The sequence below is a fragment of the Luteimonas granuli genome, assembly GCF_007795095.1.
Taxonomy (GTDB): domain Bacteria; phylum Pseudomonadota; class Gammaproteobacteria; order Xanthomonadales; family Xanthomonadaceae; genus Luteimonas; species Luteimonas granuli.
In genome coordinates this window covers 1,558,625-1,576,035 of the sequence record NZ_CP042218.1, presented here as the reverse complement: position 1 = coordinate 1,576,035, position 17,411 = coordinate 1,558,625, and the positions used below count along the sequence as shown (strand labels likewise).

The following is a 17,411-nucleotide window of genomic DNA, read 5'->3' as shown; positions in this document are numbered from 1 at the left end:
GCCTCGGCGTCGATGCGGGGCGCGGCGGGGGTGGCCGCGAGGCGCGTGGGCGCGGCGTCGGCGGCGCGCGCGAGGGCGTCGCGCGCGGAGGGCTGCGCCGACGCCGGGTCGAACGCGATCGGGCCGTCCGGCTCGCCGCGCAGGAACTGGCGCAGCAGCGGATCCTCGCTGGCCTCGAGCTCGGCCGGCGTGCCGGCGAAGACGATGCCGCGGTTGGCGGTGACCAGCACCTGGTCGACGATCGGCAGGGTCTCGCGTACGTGGTGGCTGACGATGATGCTGGTCAGGCCGAGGGTGGCGTTGAGGCGCGCGATCAGCGACATGATCACCCCGGACGCGATCGGATCGAGCCCGGTCAGCGGCTCGTCGTAGAGCATCAGCGGCGGGTCGAGCGCCAGCGCCCGGGCCAGCGCCACGCGGCGGGCCATGCCGCCGGAGAGCTCGCGCGGGTACAGGTCGACCGCGGTGCGCAGGCCCACCGCGTGCAGCTTCATCAGCACCAGCTGCTCGATCACCGGCGCCGGCAGCTTCGTGTGCGTGCGCAGCGGCAGGGCCACGTTCTCGCCGGCGGTGAGGTCGGTCAGCAGGCCGTTGCCCTGCAGCAGCACGCCGATGCCCTTGCGCAGCTCCAGCAGTTCGCGGTGGTGGCGCGGCACCGGCCGGCCGAAGACCTCGACCGTTCCGGCCGCCGGGGCCAGCTCGCCGGTGATGGCGGCCAGCAGCGTGGACTTGCCGCTGCCCGAGGGCCCGAGGATGGCGGTGATGCTGCCGCGCGGCACCTCGAGATCGATGCCCGAGAGGATCGTGCGCACGCCGCGGTCCAGGCGCACGCCGGAGAGGCGGACGGCGGGCACGTTCGTGTCGGGCGCTGTGTGGGGCATGGGCCTGGCGGAATCGGGGGGACGGAACCGCGGAAGCATTGCGTAGCGGTGCTGAACGCGGGCGGAGCGTCGGCGCTACATTATCGCCGAAGTTGCCGCGCGCGCCGGCGCTGCCGCTGTATCAGCGCCTGCGACCGGGCTGCGGCATCATGGCCACCGGTACAGAGGAGCTGGGATGGGCGGGACTGGCCTGGTTACGCGTCTGCGGAAGGAGTTCCGCCTCGACTGGCTTGGCATCCACGGCGCGTCGCACTGGGCGCGGGTGCGTTTCCACGGCGTGTCGCTGGCGCGGGTGCTGGGACTGGATACGCGGGTGCCCGCGCTGTTCGGACTGGTGCACGACTCGCAGCGGCGCAACGACTATCACGATCCCGAGCACGGCCCGCGTGCCGCGGAATACGCGGACTGGCTGTGGCGCAAGGGTGTGATCGTGCTCGATGCTGGATCGATGGCACTACTGAAGGCCGCCTGCGAGGGCCACAGCGACGGCCATGTCGATGCGCATCCGGTGGTGCAGGTGTGCTGGGATGCCGATCGTCTCGATCTCGGCCGGGTGGGCATCCACCCCGATCCGCGCTACCTGTGCACGGCGCCGGCGAAGGATCCGCTGCGCATCTCGCGCGCATGGGCGTGGTCAATCAGGCGAGGCCCTGTAAGAACTCGGCCAAATGAGGGCGGCGGCGATGTGTGGGACAGGACCGGAAAAGGGGAAATCCGTTGAAAGAGATGCCAAGGTTCGACTATTTCGCGTTGCACTATCTGAAGCTGTGGGAAGGCGGGGATCAGGCCCTTCATACCGACCTCTCTAGCGACAATCCCACCCTTGAGGCTCTCACGAAGGCGATGCATGCATTCCGCATTTCGAGGAGTTTCCGTGGAATTGCTGAAGCGGGGAATCGGAAATATGTGCTTGAGAGCCTTCTTGGCGTGGGAAAGGATGGCGCGAAGGCGGTAAACAAACTCGCCAGCAAGTTTGAAGACAGGTTCAGCAAGGAGAATCTCTCGGCCGCATCGAAGCTACTCTGGTTTCGTCACCGAAGTCCTTTCCTCGTCTATGACCGCAATGCGGTCACGGCCCTGTCTGCCCTTGCTTCGCGCCGAATTCCGCGAAGCTATGACGAATTCGAGAAGGTGTGGCGTTCCGAATTCAAGAAGGTGGAAGCTCAGGTCGCGGCTGCATGCGGGCGTTTGACCAGCCTCCATCGGTATTTTCATCACGCGTACGGGGAGGATGAACTGGAGCACCTTGTGTCGAGCCTCTGGTTCCATGAGCGCGTGTTCGATGTCTATCTCTGGGCCATTGGAGGGAGGTTCCTCGTGGACAAGGGCGCTCGAGGAATCGGCTCCCCTGGTCAAAACGACATGCATGTCGCGGACCGTAACCCTGTCTCCTGATCCAGACTTCGGAGACTTTCTTGAGTCCAACGAGCGCGGGCTTCCGCCTCTACCACTCGAACGCGCTCGAGGTGCTGGCCGGCATCCTCGCCGAAGTCCTGCGCGCGCCCGTTTCGCGCGAGCGGCTGCTCGAGCCGGACATCGTGCTCATCCCGCAGGCGGCGATGCGGCGATGGCTGCAGGCGACGCTGGCCGCGCGCCACGGCGTGGCGGCGAACATCGAGTTCCTGACGCCGGGCGAATTCGTGGGCCGGGCACTGGACGCCAACCTGGGGCCGGCCGACGGCGAGCTGGATGCGCGGACGCTGCACTGGCACCTGTACGCCGCGCTGACCGACCGCGCGTTGCTGGAGCAGCCGGCGCTGGCGGCGATCGCGGCGCACGTCGGCGGCGACGATCCGCTGCGCCCATGGTCGCTGGCCGGCGAGCTGGCCTCGGTGTTCGAGAAGTACCAGGCCTGGCGGCGCGATTGGCTGCTGCGCTGGGAGGGCGGCGCGGACCCGGACGATCCGCAGGCGATCCTGTGGCGGCGCGTGGCGCGCGGGACGCGGCATCGGGCGCGGCGGATCCAGGATTACCTGGAGCGCTTCGAGGCGCCGGATGCGGCGCTGCCGGCCGGGCTGCCGGCGCGACTGTCGGCGTTCGCGACGCTGAATGTCTCGCCGGACGTGCTGCGCGTGGTGGCGACGCAGGCGCGGGTGGGGACGCTCCATTGCTTCGTGCCTTCCCCTTCGCAGGCGTACTGGGGCGACCTGCAGCGCATGCGCACGGTGCCCGAAGCCGCGCTGGCCACCGAGGGCGCACTGCTGGCCGGCGGCGAGAGCCGGTTGCTGCAGGCCTGGGGCGCAGCCGGTGTGGACTTCATGCGCCTGGTGGGCAACTACGAGGTGGTGCACGCGTCCGCCGAGCTCCGGGCGCACGCCGATCCGGCCGAGGGCGGCGGCCCGCTGCAGGGCAGCCTGCTGCGGCGGATGCAGTCGGATGTCTTCCATCGCCGCGGCGAGCCCGGCTTCGCGCTGCGCCCGGCCGTGGACCGCACCGACCCCAGCCTGCAGCTGCACGCCTGCCACACACGCCTGCGCGAACTGCAGGTGCTGCGCGACCAGATGCGCGCGCTGTTCGACGACGACCGCTTCGACCCGCCGCTGCAGCCGCGCGAGGTCGCGGTGCTGGCGCCGGACATCGATCCCTACCTGCCCTACCTCGGCGCGGTGTTCGGCGACCGCGGCGCCGACGATGCCATCCCCTACGCGCTGGCCGACGCCAGCCCGCTGGCCAACGAACCGCTGGCCGAGGTGTTCCTGCGCCTGTTGGCGCTGCCGGTGTCGCGCTTCGGCCTGCACGAGATCCTGGACCTCCTGGCCAGCCCCGCACTGGCCGAGGCCAACGGCCTCGATGCGCCGGCGATCGAGCGGCTGCAGGCCTGGCTGTCGGAGGCGGGCGCGCGCTGGGGCCTGGACGCCCGCCACCGCGCCCGCTTCGACGCGCCGGAGGACGAGGCCTACACCTGGGCCTTCGCGCTCGACCGCCTGCTGCTCGGCCACGCCAGCGGCAGCGACGCGCTGGTGCGCGCGAGCGACGGCCGGCTGGTCGCGCCATTGCCGGACCTGGAAGGCGGCGCGATGGACGCGCTCGACACCCTGCTGCGCCTGCTGCGGGTGCTGGAGCGCCATGCCGAGCTGCTGGGCGAGGCGATGCCGCCGGCGCAGTGGCGCGAGCGGCTGCTGGAACTGCTCGATGCGCTGCTGCCGCGGCCGCCCGCGAGCGCCGCCGGCCAGCGCGCGCTGGACCGGCTGCGCACCCTGGTGGACGCGTTCGCGCGCAACGCCGGTGACGCCGGCTTCGACGCGCCGGTACCGGCGGAAGCGGTGCGCGCGCACTTCGGCGCGGTGCTGGCCGAGGCCGACGTGCGTGCGCCGCTGCTCACCGGCGGCGTCAGCATCGCGCGCATGGTGCCGATGCGGCTGCTGCCGTTCCGCGTGATCTGCGTGCTGGGCATGAACGACGCCGAGTTCCCGCGCCGCGACCCCGCGCCCGGACTCAACCGCCTCACCGCCGAGCTCGGCACCGGCAGGCGCCGCGCCGGCGACCGCTCCACGCGCGATGACGACCGCTTCCTGTTCCTGCAGCTGTTCACCGCGGCGCAGGACGTGTTCTACGTGAGCTGGCAGGGCGCCGACCCGCGCGACGGCAGCCGGCGCGAGCCTTCGGTGCTGGTGTCGGAGCTGATCGACGCCGCCGCGGCCCAGCACGCCGCGGATGCGGCGGACGACATCGCCGAGGCGCTGGTGGTGCGGCACCCGCTGCAGCCGTTCTCGGCCGAGGCCTTCGGCCCGAAGGACGAGCCGCGCCGCTTTTCCTACCACGCGCGCTGGCAGCAGGCCGCGGCCGGCGCCGCCGACCGCCGGGTGCCGCTGCCGCCGTGGTTCGAGGGCGCGCCGCTCGCCGGCGACGACCTCGAACCGGAGCTTCCGATCGGCGCGCTGCGCCGCTTCCTGCTGCAGCCGGCGGAAAGCCTGCTCGAGCGCATGGGCCTGCGGCTGGTCGAGATCGAGGCGCACGGCGACGACGTCGAGCCGCTGGCCGCGCCGGAGCGCGGGCTGGAGCGCAGCGTCCTGCAACGCGCGCTGTTCGACGAGCTGCTGCAGGGCCACGACGAGGCACGCATCCACGCGACGCTGCGCGCGCGCGGCCTGCTGCCCTCCGGCGCGTCCGGCCGCCGGGTGCTGGCCGATCAGCGCGAGGTGCTCGCGCCGTGGCTGGAGGCGTTCGGTGCCTGGCGCGGCAACGCGCAGCCGCGGTCGCTGCCGGCCGAGGTCGAGATCGACGGCGTGCGCGTGCACGGGCGCATCCAGGATGCGTGGCCGCAGGGCATCGCGCGCCTGCGCTTCGGCAAGCCGAACGGCCCGAGCGTGATCCGCAGCGGACTCGACTGGCTGCTCGCGCGCGCCGCGGGGATCGACCTGCCGTTCCTGGACTTCTTCGAGACCGATCCCGGCGCGGTGGGGCCGTATGCGCGCGCTCCGCTGTCGCCGGCCGAGGCGCGCGACGCACTGCGCCGGCTGCTGGCGCTGCGCGCGCAGGGCCTGCGCGAGCCGCTGCCCTATGCGCCCTACAGCGCCTGGGCCTACGCCAGCGCCGACAACGCCGACAAGGCGGTGGAGGCGGCACGCAAGCAGTGGCACGGTGCCGGGGGCGGCTTCGCCGAAGGCCAGGGCGACGCGCTGCGCCAGGTGCTGCGCGGCTGCGATCCCTTCGCCGACGAACCGGCCCTGGTGCGCTTCGCGGACGCGGCGATGACGGTCTTCCTCGCCGTGCGCGACGGCCAGGCCTACGAAGGCGTCGATCCCGGCACGCTCGCCGGCCTGGCCCGCGCGCATGACCCCGAGGAGGTCGAGTGAACGCGCCGCTGGATCCGTACGCCACCCAGCCGCTGCACGGCGTGTTCGCCATCGAGGCTTCGGCCGGCACCGGCAAGACCTTCACCCTCGCCACCCTGCTGGCGCGGCTGGTGCTCGAGCGCGCGCTCGGCGTGGGCCGGATCCTCGCCGTCACCTTCACCGAGGCCGCCACGCAGGAACTGCGCGCGCGGGTGCGCCAGCGCCTGGTGCTGGCGGCGGACGTGGCCTCGGGCGACGACGGCCACGCCTCGCCCGAGGCCGCGCTGATGCGGCAGCTGATCGAAGCGCATCTGGCGCGCGGCGGGGAATCGCACGACGCCCTGCGCCGCCGCCTGCGCCGCGCCGCCGACGACATCGACATGGCGGCCATCTTCACCATCCACGGTTTCTGCGCCCGCGTGCTGCGCGAACACGCGCTGGAAAGCGGGCAGGGATTCGACGCGCCCGAGCTGCTGGCCAGCGACGCCGACCTGCGCGCCGCGATCGCCGCCGACCTGTGGCGTGCGCACGCGGTCGACGCCGATGCCGTCGACGACCTGCACGCGCTGTGGCCGCAGGGGCCGGACGCGCTGGCGAAGGATCTCTCGCCGCTGGTGCGCGAGGACGTGCTGCTGCCCGCGCCGCCGGCGGCGCTGCCCGACCCCGGGCCGATGCTGCGCGCCGCCGCGCAGGCGTTCGCCGAGGCCGCGCGCACGCACGGCGACGGCTTCCGCGACGAACTGCTGCGCGCCACCGAATCGAAAGTGTTGAAAGGCCAGAGCTACAAGGCCGACTGGATCCAGGACCTGTTCGACCAGCTCGCGCGCTGGTGCGACCGTGGCGACCACGTGTCGCGCTTCAAACACGACAAGCTTGGCCATCTGCATCGCGAGAAGCTGCTGGACTGCACCAGCAAAGCCGGCGCCGGTCGTACCCCCGAGTCTCCGTTGTGCGATGCCGTGGCGGAGTACGCCGCCGCGCTGGCCGAAGCCGATCGGATCCGCGAGGCCCGCCAGGCCGCGCTGCTGCACCGCCTGCGCGACGATGCGCGCCGCCGGCTGGCGCGGCACAAGCAGCTGGCGCGCGTGCTCACCTTCGACGACCAGATCGATCGCGTGGCGACCGCGCTCGCGGGCCCGCATGGCGACGCCCTGGTCGAACGCCTGCGCGCGCAGTACCGCATCGCGCTGGTGGACGAGTTCCAGGACACCGACCCGCGGCAGTGGGCGATCTTCGAGCGCGTGTTCGGCGCCGACAGCCCGGAGCCGGCGCTGTTCCTGATCGGCGATCCCAAGCAGGCGATCTACGGCTTCCGCGGCGGCGACGTCGAGACCTACCTCGCCGCCCGCGCCACCGCGGCCATGGCGCCGCCGCTGGCGAGCAACTTCCGCTCGCGCCCGGCGGTGCTGCGCGGCATCGAGGCGCTCTACGCCCAGGCGCAGGCCGTGCATGAGGGCGAACCGGACAGGGTCGCACCGCCCTTCATCGATGCGCGCATCGCGTTCCATCCGGTGCAGCCCGGTGGCGCCCGCGACGACGCCGAGTACCAGCGCGCAGGCCAGCCCGCGCCCGCGATCACGCTGTGGCGCGCACCAGAGCCCGCGCCGGACCGCCATGGAAAGCCGAAGCCGCACAGCGCGCCCCGCTCGCGCGAACTGGCCACCCGCGCCTGCCTGGCCGCGATCCACCGCGTGCTCGGCGATGCCCGCGCCGGCACCGCCACGCTCAAGGGCCGTCCCGTGCGGCCCGGTGACATCGCGGTGCTGGTGCGCAAGCACCGCGAGGCGGTGATGATCCGCGACGCGCTGGCCGCGGTCGGCATCCCGGCGGTGGCCGCCGGCAAGCAGAGCCTGTTCGCCACCGCCGAGGCGCGCGAGCTGCACACCCTGCTGCAGGCGCTGGTGCACGGCGCCGACGACCGCCGCCTGCGCGCCGCGCTGGCCACGGTGCTGGTGGGCGAGGACGCGCATGCCATCGCCGCGCTGGATGCCGACGGCGAGGTGCTGCAGCAGAAGCAGCTCGAGGCCCTGGCCTGGGGCGAGCGCCTGCGCAGGGCCGGCCCGCTGGCGCTGGTGGGCGAGCTGTGCGCCCGGCACGCACCGCGCCTGCTCGGCCTGATGGACGGCGAGCGCCGCCTCACCAACTACCTGCAGCTGGCCGAGCACCTGCAGGAAGCGCAGCGCACCGCGCTCGGCCTGCACGGCCTGCTCGACTGGCTGGCGCGCGCCATCGCCGGGGCCAGCGCCGACGACGAGGCCCAGCAGCTGCGCCTGGAGTCGGATGCCCGCCGCGTGCAGATCGTCACCCTGCACAAGAGCAAGGGCCTGGAGTACCCGCTGGTGTTCCTGCCCTACGTCGGCATCGGCGGCAGGCCGCCGCACCACGGCGGCCGCGTGGTGGTGCACGGCGACGACGGCCGCGTGCTGCACTGGAAGCTGCAGGAAGCCGACAGCGGCTGGAAGGACGCGCTCGCGGCGTGGGAACGCCACGAACGCGCCGAGGACGCACGCCTGCTCTACGTCGGCCTCACCCGCGCGCGCGACGCGCTGTGGCTGGCCACCGGCCGCTTCTACAACCACGAGCAGTCGCCGCTGTGGACGATGGTGTCCGATGCCGATGCCCTGGTCGCGCGCGCGGCCGGGACCATCGCCATCGACGCTGCCACGCCCCTCGACGTGCTGCCCTGGCTGGGCGCCGACTCCACGGAGGACGTGCCGCCGGCCCGCACCGCCACGCGCGCGCTGGCCAGCGACTGGTGGGTCTACAGCTTCACCCAGCTCGCCCATGCCGATGGCGGCCACGACACCGCCAGCGCCGCCACCCAGCCGGCCGCGGGCGGGCGCGACGAGCCGGTCGACGCCACCGCCCGGGCCGACGCCGAAGCCGAAACCTTCGACCCGCGCTTCGGCGGCGCACGCTTCGGCGTGGTGCTGCACGACGCCTTCGAGCACGCCGACTTCGCCGCCTGGCGCGGCTGGCGCCCCGGCGACGCCGCCCCTGACGGCGAGCTGCGGAAGATCACCGCCGCCCTGGGCCGCGGTGGCTACGCCGCCGACGACATCGAAGACGGCGTGGCCGTGATCACGCCGATGCTCGGCCACTCCCTCACGGCCGTGCTGCCGGAAGGCTGCGCGCTGGTGGACGTGCCCGCCGTGCAGCGCCGCCCCGAGATCGAGTTCCAGTTCGCGCTGGCGCCCACGCGCGTGGACGCGCTGCTCGCCCTGCTGCACCGCCACGGCCTCGTCACCGGCCGCCAGGGCTTCGGCCTGCGCCGCCGCCTGGAAGGCCTGATGACCGGCCTGATCGACCTCACCTACCTGCACGACGGGCGCTGGTACGTGCTCGACTGGAAGTCCAACCGCCTGCCCGGCTACGGCGCCGCCGACCTCGAGCAGGCCATGGCGGCCAGCGAGTACACCCTGCAGGCGCTGATCTACACCCTGGCCCTGCACCGCTGGCTGCGCTTCCGCCTGGGCGCGGCGTACGACTATGCGCGCGACTTCGGCGGCGCCCGCTACCTGTTCTGCCGCGGCATCGACGCGACCGCCGGCGACGACCGCGGGATCCATGCCTGGCGCTTCGCGCCGGAGCTCGTGCACGCGCTCGATGCCCTGTTCGCCGGCGAGCCCAGGGAGGCCGCCGCATGAGCCTGCTGCAGGCCCTCGTCCGCGCACGCGCGCTGCGCCCGCTCGACCACGCGCTCGCGCAGAGCCTGCGCCGGCTGGACCCCGACACCCCCGACGCCGTGCTGGCCGCCGCCGCCCTCGCTTCGCTGGCCGTGGCCGAGGGCCACGCCGGCTTCGACCCGGCCGAGCCGCAGCGGCTGATGGATGCGCCCATCGCCTGGCCCGACATCGATACGTGGCGCCGGGCGCTGGGCGCCTCGCGCTGGGTCGCCTGCCCCGAGCGCGGCGATGCCGAGTCCGCGCCCGACGCCCCGCTGGTGTTCGAGCACGGCCTGGTCTACCTGCGCCGCTACCGCGAGTACGAACGCCGCCTGGCCGACGGCCTGCGCCGCATCGGCCACGCCCCGCCGCAGCATGGAGCCGCAGGCGCGGCAGGTTCGGCAGGTTCGGCAGGTTCGGCAGGCGCGGGCGCCGGCGCGGCGCTTGCCGATAGCGACGACGCACCGGCGCCCGCGGATGGCGACGACGCCCACGTCCCCGCATCGCTCGCACCGCTCTTCGCCCGGCTCTTCCCCGAAGCCGCCACCAGCGACGACCCCCAGTCCCGCGCCGCCGCCGCCGCGCTCAGGCACCGCCTGCTGCTGGTCACCGGCGGCCCCGGCACCGGCAAGACCACCACCATCACCCGCGTGCTGGTGCTGCTGGTCGCCCAGGCCATCGAGTCCGGCCACCCGCCGCCGCGCATCGCCCTGGCCGCGCCCACCGGCCGCGCCGCCGAACGCATGGCCGAGAGCGTGCGCCACGCCGTGCAGGCGCTGACCGCGCTCGGCGTCGACGCCGAGCTGTGCGCACGGCTGCCCACCACCGGCACCACCCTGCACCGCCTGCTCGGCACCCTCCCCGACTCGCCGCGCTTCCGGCACCACGCCGACAACCCGCTGCCCTTCGACGTGGTGGTGGTGGACGAAGCCTCGATGATCGACCTGCCGCTGATGGCCAAGCTGGTCGAAGCCGTGCACGCCGGCGCGCGCCTGGTGCTGCTGGGCGATCCCGACCAGCTGCCGTCGGTGGAGGCGGGCGACGTGCTGGCCGGGATCCTGCGCGCCGCCGAAGCCCGCGCGACCGCCGCCAGCTTCCCGGCCCGCCACATCCACCTCACCCGCGGCTGGCGCCAGAGCGCCGCGCTCGACCTCGCGCCGCTGGCCGCTGCCGTGCGCGAGGGCGATGCCGACACCGCGCTTTCGCTGCTGCGTGGTGGCGGACTGTCCGGCGTGCATTTCCACGAAGGCAACGTCGACCCGCTGCAGACGCATCGCGAGCAGCTGCTTGCGCACTGGGCGTCACTGGCCGAAGCGAGGGACCCCGCGGAGGCGCTCGCACGCGCTGGGCGCATGCGCGTCCTTACGGCCGTGCGCGAAGGGCCGCAGGGGGCGCGGGGGCTCAATGCGCGCATCGAGGAGATGCTGGCCGGTGCCCGCCGCGGCGCGGGTCCTGCGTCGGCTGCTGGCCGGTACTTCCATGGTCGCCTGCTGCTGGTGACCGAGAACAGCTACCGGCATCGGTTGTTCAATGGCGACATCGGCATCTGCCTGCGGGATGACAGCGGCACCTTGATGGCGTGGTTCCCGGGGGATGACCCGGGCAATCCGCGGCCGTTCCATCCGGCCGCGCTGCCGGCGCACGACAGCGCGTTCGCGATGACCGTGCACAAGGCGCAGGGCAGCGAGTTCGACGAGGTGTGGTTGGTGCTCCCCGAGCGGTTCAATCGCGTGTGGTCGCGCGAGCTGGTGTACACCGGGCTGACGCGCGCGCGGCGGATGTTGAATGTGGGAGCAGGAGAAAGCGTGATCCGGGGAATGCTTTCGAATCACGCAAGTCGATGGTCGGGGTTAGGCCGGCGTCTGTCCCAGTGACCGACTGTTAGTTTCGTCACTCAAACTTCGGCCGCTGTAGGATCAGCTGGACCAATTGAGCGAAAAAATCCCGAACGAGGTGTTTCGTTCGTCGCTGAAAGGGCATGCGATGCTTGGGGGTATTCTCTAGCATCAGCTACCTCAGATGGCGTCGCGCCGCCGTCTAGCGTGGAGTCAAGTCAGTTAGTAAGCAGGGGAAGGCGCGGACTCCGTCTGGGTGGTCGAGATGTGGTTGGGGAGCTGCTGGAAATATATGTCAAAGGGGGAAGGTCATGAACGAGACGCTTGAAGATATCGCCGATGCGCTGGATGAAGTTTCTGCGGCCATTGTTAAAGGTTGGGGCGGCGACAACACGCTTAAGGAGAACTGGGGATACCACCACCCTTCCTTGACTCGCCATGATCTTGCTGAGATGGCTGATCTATTAGCAGCAAAAATTCGGGAGTGTGACGGTCACGAACTGCCAGATGCGGTCCAGAGCTCAGTCGATGGAGCAGCAAGGCAAATTAGACTTCTCATGTCCGAGACCATTCCCCAATTTTACTCGGGTAATGGCTGGCAGGCGGTTCCAGCCTATATGGCCACGCTTGTTTGGTTGGAGATGGCGCTTGAGCCTGTCCTTTCTTGGCAGGCTGCAGAAGATCCGAGCAAGATGCCGCCGAAAGTGGCTCGTCGAGTGCGCGCAATGAGTGCGCGGTTGGACGAGATTGCCCCGGAGACGGATGCTCTTGAAGAGAAGATAAAGCTAATCAATGAAGCTACCGAGGCTGCTGATTCTCTGCCGACCGACATGGAGGAACTTCGCAAGGCGCGCACCCAGATTGAGAATCTGTCCTCAGAGTCCGCCACGACCCAAGGAAAGATCAAGCAGCGGTGGGAGGAGATCGAAAAGCTGCTTGTGGCGATGAGTCAGAAGTCGGTTGAAGCAGATAAGCTGGTCAAGCAGACAGAGGAAGCTTACCGTGTCGCAACTTCAATTGGACTAGCTGGAGCATTCGATCAGCGCTCCCGTTCGCTGAGTTGGTCAATGAGATGGTGGGTCGCCGGCTTGATGATTGCCTTGGGTGGAGGTACCGCAATCGGTGCAAACCGTGTGCAAGTTTTGACGGAGGCCCTTAGTTCCAGTTCGCCCAACTGGGGGATCATCTGGATCCACATCATATTGTCCGTCGTTAGCATAGGTGCGCCGTTGTGGTTTGCGTGGTTGGCAACGAAGCAAATTGGTCAGCGGTTTCGACTTGCCGAGGACTATGGTTACAAGGCATCTGTTGCTAAGGCTTATGAGGGCTATAGGAAGGAAGCTGCTCGCATTGACGAGGACTTCGAAAGCAGACTGTTTGACTCTGCTTTGACTCGGCTGGAAGAGGCGCCATTGCGGCTCGTTGAGGACGAAAGTCATGGGAGTCCTTGGCATGAGCTTATTAACTCTGACGCTTTCAAGGCGGCCCTCAACAAGGTCCCAGACCTTGGTGCCACGCTCGACAGGATTGGTTCAAAGGCTGGGCAGAAGGGAAAAAGTTCGGACGTCCAGCGCTCGAGCGATGAGGATTAGAAGGCTAAAGTACAGCGGTGCGAAGCTATCCGAGAGAGTGGGTGGCGTCGCAGGCGCGGTACTGTAGGCAGGGCCAGGCGGCGCCCGGTTGTTGTCCGGCTTCGAGTGCCTGGACGGACGCGGGCTGTACGGAGGCGGAGCCTTTCCCCGCTGAGCGTCCACAATGCAACCCCACCAGAACGAGCCTCGCGTCGCATGGACGTTGAATCACTCCTCCGCGCCGCCCTTCGCGAAGCCGGCTACGGCCCCGATGCAATCGGTTCGGCGCTCCCCCGCATGATGCGCATCCTCCAGGCGGAAGACGTGCGCCTGGAGGTCGGGCGCCCGCTGTCGCGCAAGGAGCGCGAGTACGTGCGCCTGCAGCTCGAGATCGGGCTCAACGTGTCGGAGATCGTGGCCGCGCTGAAGCGCTGAACGCAGCCTTCCGCCGGCGCTCGGCCACGCCGGCCCAGAACACGTAGCCGTACATGGACACGGCGCTCAGCGCCACCAGCGTCAGCATGAGATCGAGCGCCGCGTAGGCGTTCGTGAGCCGGTCCAGCGGCGCCCAGCCCGTGCCCTGGAACCACAGCGCGCCCGGGCCGAAGAGCCGCTGCACGGCCTGGTCCGTCGACAGGGCCTGCCAGTCGCCCTGCCGGAGCACGCCCGCGAAGCCCCGGGCCACGCAGGCGGCCGCGCCCAGCGCCAGCGCGCCGCCGAGCCACAGCGGCAGCTCCCGGACCCGGCGCGTGCGCGGCCACAGCTGCAGGGCGCCGAGACCCCAGATCAGCGCAACCGCGAGCAGGAGGAAAAGCAGGGCCATCGGTCGGTCTCGACCACCGTGCCCGCTCAGCGGCCGCCGCCGCCCTCCGGCAGCATCTCCGCCATCCGCGCCTCCGCGTCCGCATGCAGCGCCCAGAAGTCCTCCACGCCCTCCCCGCGGATGCGGCGTTCCAGGACGGCGAGGTGCGAGTGCCAGCCGCCCCCGAAGTCCAGCGCATCGCTGCGGCCGCGCAGGCCGGTGTGGGTGAGCACCAGGCGCGTCCTGTCGTTGCCGGCGTCGTCGAGTTCGATGGTGACTTCTCCGGCATCGCCGTTCTCCCAGGTGAAGGCGAGGACGTGGGGCGGTTCGCAGCGGGTGATGCGTTCGCTCCAGCTGTGGCCGATGTAGGGGCGGTAGCGCTCCGGCGTGGGCACGTCGCGGTCGGAGAGCCGGTCGTGGTCCATGGTCAGGCCGATGCTGCCGCCCACCCTGGCGTCGGTGGAGCCGGCCATGAACCAGCGCGCGCGCAGGTCGGGGTCCACCAGGTACTGCCAGACCCTATCCACGGGTGCGTCCAGCAGCCGCTCGAAGCGCAGCATAGCCGGGGTGGCCTGGTCGGTGTGCCGGGTGTCGGTCATGGCCGTGCTCCTCGTGGGGTGTGCCGGCTGCGTGCGCCGGCGGCGGCGTCGTCCTTCAGGGCGCGCTCGAGCGCGTCGAGGCGGGTGGTCCACAGCCGCTGCCACTGGCCCAGCCAGTCGCTGGCGTCCTTCAGCCGTTCCGGCCGGATGCGGCACACCTGCTGCCGGCCCACCTTGCAGCGTTCGATCAGCCCCGCCTGCGCCAGCACCGCGACATGCTTGGAGGCGCCCGCGAAGCTCATCCGGTGCGGCGCGGCCAGTTCGCCGATGGATTTCTCGCCCAGCATCAGGTCGGCGAGCATCCCGCGGCGGGTCGGGTTGGCCAGCGCGGTGAAGGTGCTGTCGAGGTCTTGTTCAACCATGGGGTTGAGTGTCGCGCCGCCCCTGGGCGATTGTCAACTGGGTGGTTGAGTGTCGTGGGCGAGGCGGCGCCTTCGCCTGCGCCCAGGGTGCGATGTGTCCGCGCAATCCGCGAAATCCGCGCACGCCGGGGCAAGGTGGCCCCCGCCATCATGTGGCCCATGGACACCTCGAACTACGAACTCCTCCACCACGAAGGCGAAACCCCCATCAAGGGCTGGATCCGCGGCGTGCCGCTGGAAGCGCAGGCCCACGCGCAGCTGCGCAACATCGCCAGCCTGCCCTTCGTCGGGCCCTGGGTGGCGGTGATGCCGGACGTGCACCTGGGCATCGGCGCCACGGTCGGCTCGGTGGTGCCGACGCGCGGCGCGATCATCCCGGCGGCGGTCGGCGTCGACATCGGCTGCGGCATGGCCGCGGTGCGCACCACGCTCAATGCGCGCGACCTGCCGGACTCGCTGGCGCGGCTGCGCTCGGCGATCGAGCGCGCGATCCCGGTCGGCAACGGTCCGGGCGGCGAGCACCGCAGGACGCCCGACAGCGTCGAGACCGCGCTCGCCGGTTCCGGCCTGTGGCAGCGGCTCGAGCGCATCAAGGCGAAGCACCCGCGCATCCGGCTGGACAAGGTGGAGAAGCAGCTGGGCACGCTCGGCGGCGGCAACCACTTCATCGAGGTCTGCCTGGACGAGAGCGGGGCGGTGTGGGTGATGCTGCACTCCGGCTCGCGCGGGACCGGCAACCTGATCGGCACGTACTTCATCCAGCTGGCGCGCGATGTGCTGGGCAAGCGCGTGCTCGGCTACCACGTGCCCGACAGGGACCTGGCCTTCTTCATGGAGGGCGAGGAACTCTTCGACGACTACGTGGAGGCCGTGGGCTGGGCCCAGGACTACGCGCGCGCCAACCGCGAGGCGATGATGCAGCGCGTGCTGCACGCCATGCGCGCGGAGCTGCCGAAGTTCAGGCTGCAGGCGATGGCCGTGAACTGCCACCACAACTACGTGCAGAAGGAGACGCACGCGGGGCAGGAGGTGTTCGTGACCCGCAAGGGTGCGGTGCGTGCCGGCAGGGACGAGCTCGGCATCATCCCCGGCAGCATGGGCGCGAAGAGCTTCATCGTCCGCGGCCTGGGCAACGCCGAGAGCTTCGAGAGCTGCAGCCACGGCGCCGGCCGGGTGATGAGCCGCACCGCGGCGCGCAGCAGCATCACGCTGAAGCAGCACCGCGAGGCCACGGCGCACGTCGAATGCCGCAAGGACCCGGGCGTGATCGACGAGTCGCCGGCCGCGTACAAGGACATCGACGCGGTGATGGCGGCGCAGGCCGACCTGGTGGAGGTGGTGCACACGCTGCGGCAGGTGGTGTGCGTGAAGGGGTGAGGGCAGGCCGTGGGGCCGGGCCAGGCCACCGGGAAGCTCCGTTGCCCGCGCGTTCGCTCCACTTCGTGCAGCATGGAACGCCCCCCGAACTCGAGGCACGCCCATGACCATCCGGACGCTCTACATTCCCGCCGGCGGCGGTTTCGACCACGTGACGCTTGCGACCTCGCACGCCGTCGAGCCCGGCCCCGGCGAGATCACCGTGCGCCTGCGCGCCAGCTCGCTGAACTTCCACGATTACATGGTGGTTAAGGGCATCACCGGGCCGAAGGAGCGGCGCATCCCGATGTCCGACGGCGCGGGCGAGGTCATCGCGCTGGGCGAGGGCGTCAGCGAGTTCGCGGTCGGCGACCACGTGGTGAGCACCTTCTTCCCCGACTGGCTCGACGGGGAGCCGCAGGCGGAGGGCTTCGGGCGGGTTCCCGGCGATGGCATCGACGGCTATGCGCGCCAGCAGGTGACCGCGCCGGCCACGGCGTTCACGCGTGCCCCGCGCGGCTGGAGCCATGCCGAGGCCGCGACGCTCACCACCGCCGGCCTGACCGCGTGGCGGGCGCTGATGGACGATGGCGCGCTCAAGCCCGGCGAAGTGGTGCTGGTGCAGGGCACCGGTGGCGTGTCGGTCTTCGCGCTGCAGCTGGCGAAGCTGGCCGGGGCGCGGGTGATCGCCACCTCGTCCAGCAACGACAAGCTGGCGCGGCTGCGCGAGCTCGGCGCCGACGAGGTGATCAACTACCGCGAGGATCCCGAGTGGGGCCTCAGCGCGCGCCGGCTCACCGACGGTCGTGGCGTGGACCACGTGCTCGACGTCGGCGGCCCCGACACGCTGGCGCAGTCCATGCTCGCCACCCGCGTGGGCGGGCACGTGTCCCTGATCGGCGTGCTGAGCGGCGTCGACTGCCAGCTGCCCCTGGGCCTGGCGCTGGGCCGGCAGCTGCGGCTGCAGGCGCTGGTCGTCGGTAGCCGGCGCCAGCAGCAGGACATGATCCGCGCGCTGGAAGCCAGCGATCTGCGCCCGGTGATCGATCGCCACTTCCCGCTCGAGGAGCTGGTCGCGGCCTTCGAGTACCAGGCCAGCGGCCGGCATTTCGGGAAGATCGTGCTCGATCTCTGACGTTCGGGACCGGGCTCCGGCGCCGTCGGGGCCGGGCTCCGGGCTACGCGAGCTCTTCGTGGATGCAGAGCATGTTGCCTTCGGTGTCCTTGAACCAGGCCGCCTTTTCCGAGCCCAGGACACAGACGTGGTCCACCGTCCTGAAGCCGGGGAGGTCATAGTCCTCGAACACCACGCCGGTCTTCTCCAGGTCGGCGATGCTCGCGGCGATGTCCGCGACCCGGAAGCTGATGGCCGTGTGTTCGGCTTTCGTGCCCTCCGGCTTCGGGAAGAGCGCGAGCGTGCTGCCCCCGGCGTCGTAGATGAACTTTCCGTCAGGCCGGAAGCCGCCCGGGGTCAAACCCAGGCGTTGTTCGTAGAAGGTCCTCGCCCGATCCATGTCGATCACGGGGAGCATCGTCGTCACGGGGGCATTGGCGAGCATGGGCGG

General features: G+C 70.9%; 13 protein-coding genes and 1 pseudogene. 9 read left to right on the top strand and 5 right to left on the bottom strand.

What is annotated here, in order from left to right; translation table 11 throughout:
* Positions 1 to 101: 101 nt before the first annotated feature.
* A pseudogene (locus FPZ22_RS07185) lies at positions 102 to 881 on the bottom strand (ABC transporter ATP-binding protein); the annotation flags it as partial.
* 175 nt (positions 882 to 1,056) lie between these two features.
* Between FPZ22_RS07185 and FPZ22_RS13785 the strand changes: the two are divergent.
* The 7 genes from FPZ22_RS13785 to FPZ22_RS14055 all read left to right on the top strand — a co-directional run bounded on the left by FPZ22_RS13785 (position 1,057) and on the right by FPZ22_RS14055 (position 13,162).
* Entirely contained in the window at positions 1,057 to 1,602 is a 546-nt protein-coding gene (locus tag FPZ22_RS13785) for a hypothetical protein (RefSeq protein WP_210412650.1), read from the top strand.
* Positions 1,599 to 2,276, top strand: a complete 678-nt coding sequence (locus FPZ22_RS07175) for a hypothetical protein (protein ID WP_144891684.1) — start codon at positions 1,599 to 1,601, stop codon at positions 2,274 to 2,276. The genes FPZ22_RS13785 and FPZ22_RS07175 overlap by 4 nt, the downstream gene beginning before the upstream one ends.
* Positions 2,277 to 2,296: 20 nt before the next feature.
* Entirely contained in the window at positions 2,297 to 5,677 is a 3,381-nt protein-coding gene (gene recC, locus FPZ22_RS07170) for an exodeoxyribonuclease V subunit gamma (protein ID WP_144891682.1), read from the top strand.
* Positions 5,674 to 9,303, top strand: a complete 3,630-nt coding sequence (locus FPZ22_RS07165; RefSeq protein WP_144891680.1) for a UvrD-helicase domain-containing protein — start codon at positions 5,674 to 5,676, stop codon at positions 9,301 to 9,303. The genes recC and FPZ22_RS07165 overlap by 4 nt, the downstream gene beginning before the upstream one ends.
* Entirely contained in the window at positions 9,300 to 11,195 is a 1,896-nt protein-coding gene (gene recD / locus FPZ22_RS07160; protein WP_144891678.1) for an exodeoxyribonuclease V subunit alpha, read from the top strand. The genes FPZ22_RS07165 and recD overlap by 4 nt, the downstream gene beginning before the upstream one ends.
* A gap of 272 nt (positions 11,196 to 11,467) precedes the next feature.
* Positions 11,468 to 12,748, top strand: a complete 1,281-nt coding sequence (locus FPZ22_RS07155; protein ID WP_144891676.1) for an AAA family ATPase — start codon at positions 11,468 to 11,470, stop codon at positions 12,746 to 12,748.
* 276 nt (positions 12,749 to 13,024) lie between these two features.
* Complete coding sequence (locus FPZ22_RS14055) at positions 13,025 to 13,162, top strand: hypothetical protein (protein ID WP_246120664.1); 138 nt, start codon at positions 13,025 to 13,027, stop codon at positions 13,160 to 13,162.
* Here FPZ22_RS14055 and FPZ22_RS07145 read toward each other — a convergent pair.
* Genes FPZ22_RS07145 through FPZ22_RS07135 form a run of 3 tightly spaced genes read right to left on the bottom strand, consistent with a single transcriptional unit; the run spans position 13,125 to position 14,490 of the window.
* A complete protein-coding gene (locus tag FPZ22_RS07145) occupies positions 13,125 to 13,550 on the bottom strand; it encodes a hypothetical protein (protein WP_144891672.1) in 426 nt (141 codons plus the stop codon). The two genes, FPZ22_RS14055 and FPZ22_RS07145, sit on opposite strands and share 38 nt — an antisense overlap.
* 26 nt (positions 13,551 to 13,576) lie before the next feature.
* Positions 13,577 to 14,128 (bottom strand): SRPBCC family protein, encoded by a 552-nt coding sequence (locus FPZ22_RS07140; protein WP_144891670.1) that lies wholly within the window; start codon positions 14,126 to 14,128, stop codon positions 13,577 to 13,579.
* The gene (locus tag FPZ22_RS07135) at positions 14,125 to 14,490 is read right to left on the bottom strand and encodes an ArsR/SmtB family transcription factor (protein ID WP_144891668.1); all 366 of its coding nucleotides are present in this window, start codon (positions 14,488 to 14,490) and stop codon (positions 14,125 to 14,127) included. The genes FPZ22_RS07140 and FPZ22_RS07135 overlap by 4 nt, the downstream gene beginning before the upstream one ends.
* Before the next feature lie 159 nt (positions 14,491 to 14,649).
* On the opposite strand from FPZ22_RS07135, the gene FPZ22_RS07130 reads away from it, so the two are divergent.
* Both FPZ22_RS07130 and FPZ22_RS07125 read left to right on the top strand, forming a co-directional pair.
* Complete coding sequence (locus FPZ22_RS07130) at positions 14,650 to 15,867, top strand: RtcB family protein (protein WP_168198966.1); 1,218 nt, start codon at positions 14,650 to 14,652, stop codon at positions 15,865 to 15,867.
* A 103-nt stretch (positions 15,868 to 15,970) separates the two neighbouring features.
* Complete coding sequence (locus FPZ22_RS07125) at positions 15,971 to 16,981, top strand: zinc-dependent alcohol dehydrogenase family protein (RefSeq protein ID WP_144891664.1); 1,011 nt, start codon at positions 15,971 to 15,973, stop codon at positions 16,979 to 16,981.
* A gap of 43 nt (positions 16,982 to 17,024) precedes the next feature.
* Here FPZ22_RS07125 and FPZ22_RS07120 read toward each other — a convergent pair whose 3' ends face one another.
* Entirely contained in the window at positions 17,025 to 17,378 is a 354-nt protein-coding gene (locus tag FPZ22_RS07120) for a VOC family protein (protein ID WP_342779207.1), read from the bottom strand.
* Positions 17,379 to 17,411: the final 33 nt, after the last annotated feature.

Coding starts and splice junctions, on each gene's coding strand:
- FPZ22_RS13785 (WP_210412650.1), top strand. CDS start 1,057: ATGGGCGGGACTGGCCTGGTTACGCGTCTGCGGAAGGAGTTCCGCCTC.
- recD (WP_144891678.1), top strand. CDS start 9,300: ATGAGCCTGCTGCAGGCCCTCGTCCGCGCACGCGCGCTGCGCCCGCTC.
- FPZ22_RS07155 (WP_144891676.1), top strand. CDS start 11,468: ATGAACGAGACGCTTGAAGATATCGCCGATGCGCTGGATGAAGTTTCT.
- FPZ22_RS14055 (WP_246120664.1), top strand. CDS start 13,025: ATGATGCGCATCCTCCAGGCGGAAGACGTGCGCCTGGAGGTCGGGCGC.
- FPZ22_RS07145 (WP_144891672.1), bottom strand. CDS start 13,550: ATGGCCCTGCTTTTCCTCCTGCTCGCGGTTGCGCTGATCTGGGGTCTC.
- FPZ22_RS07140 (WP_144891670.1), bottom strand. CDS start 14,128: ATGACCGACACCCGGCACACCGACCAGGCCACCCCGGCTATGCTGCGC.
- FPZ22_RS07135 (WP_144891668.1), bottom strand. CDS start 14,490: ATGGTTGAACAAGACCTCGACAGCACCTTCACCGCGCTGGCCAACCCG.
- FPZ22_RS07130 (WP_168198966.1), top strand. CDS start 14,650: ATGGACACCTCGAACTACGAACTCCTCCACCACGAAGGCGAAACCCCC.
- FPZ22_RS07125 (WP_144891664.1), top strand. CDS start 15,971: ATGACCATCCGGACGCTCTACATTCCCGCCGGCGGCGGTTTCGACCAC.
- FPZ22_RS07120 (WP_342779207.1), bottom strand. CDS start 17,378: ATGCTCCCCGTGATCGACATGGATCGGGCGAGGACCTTCTACGAACAA.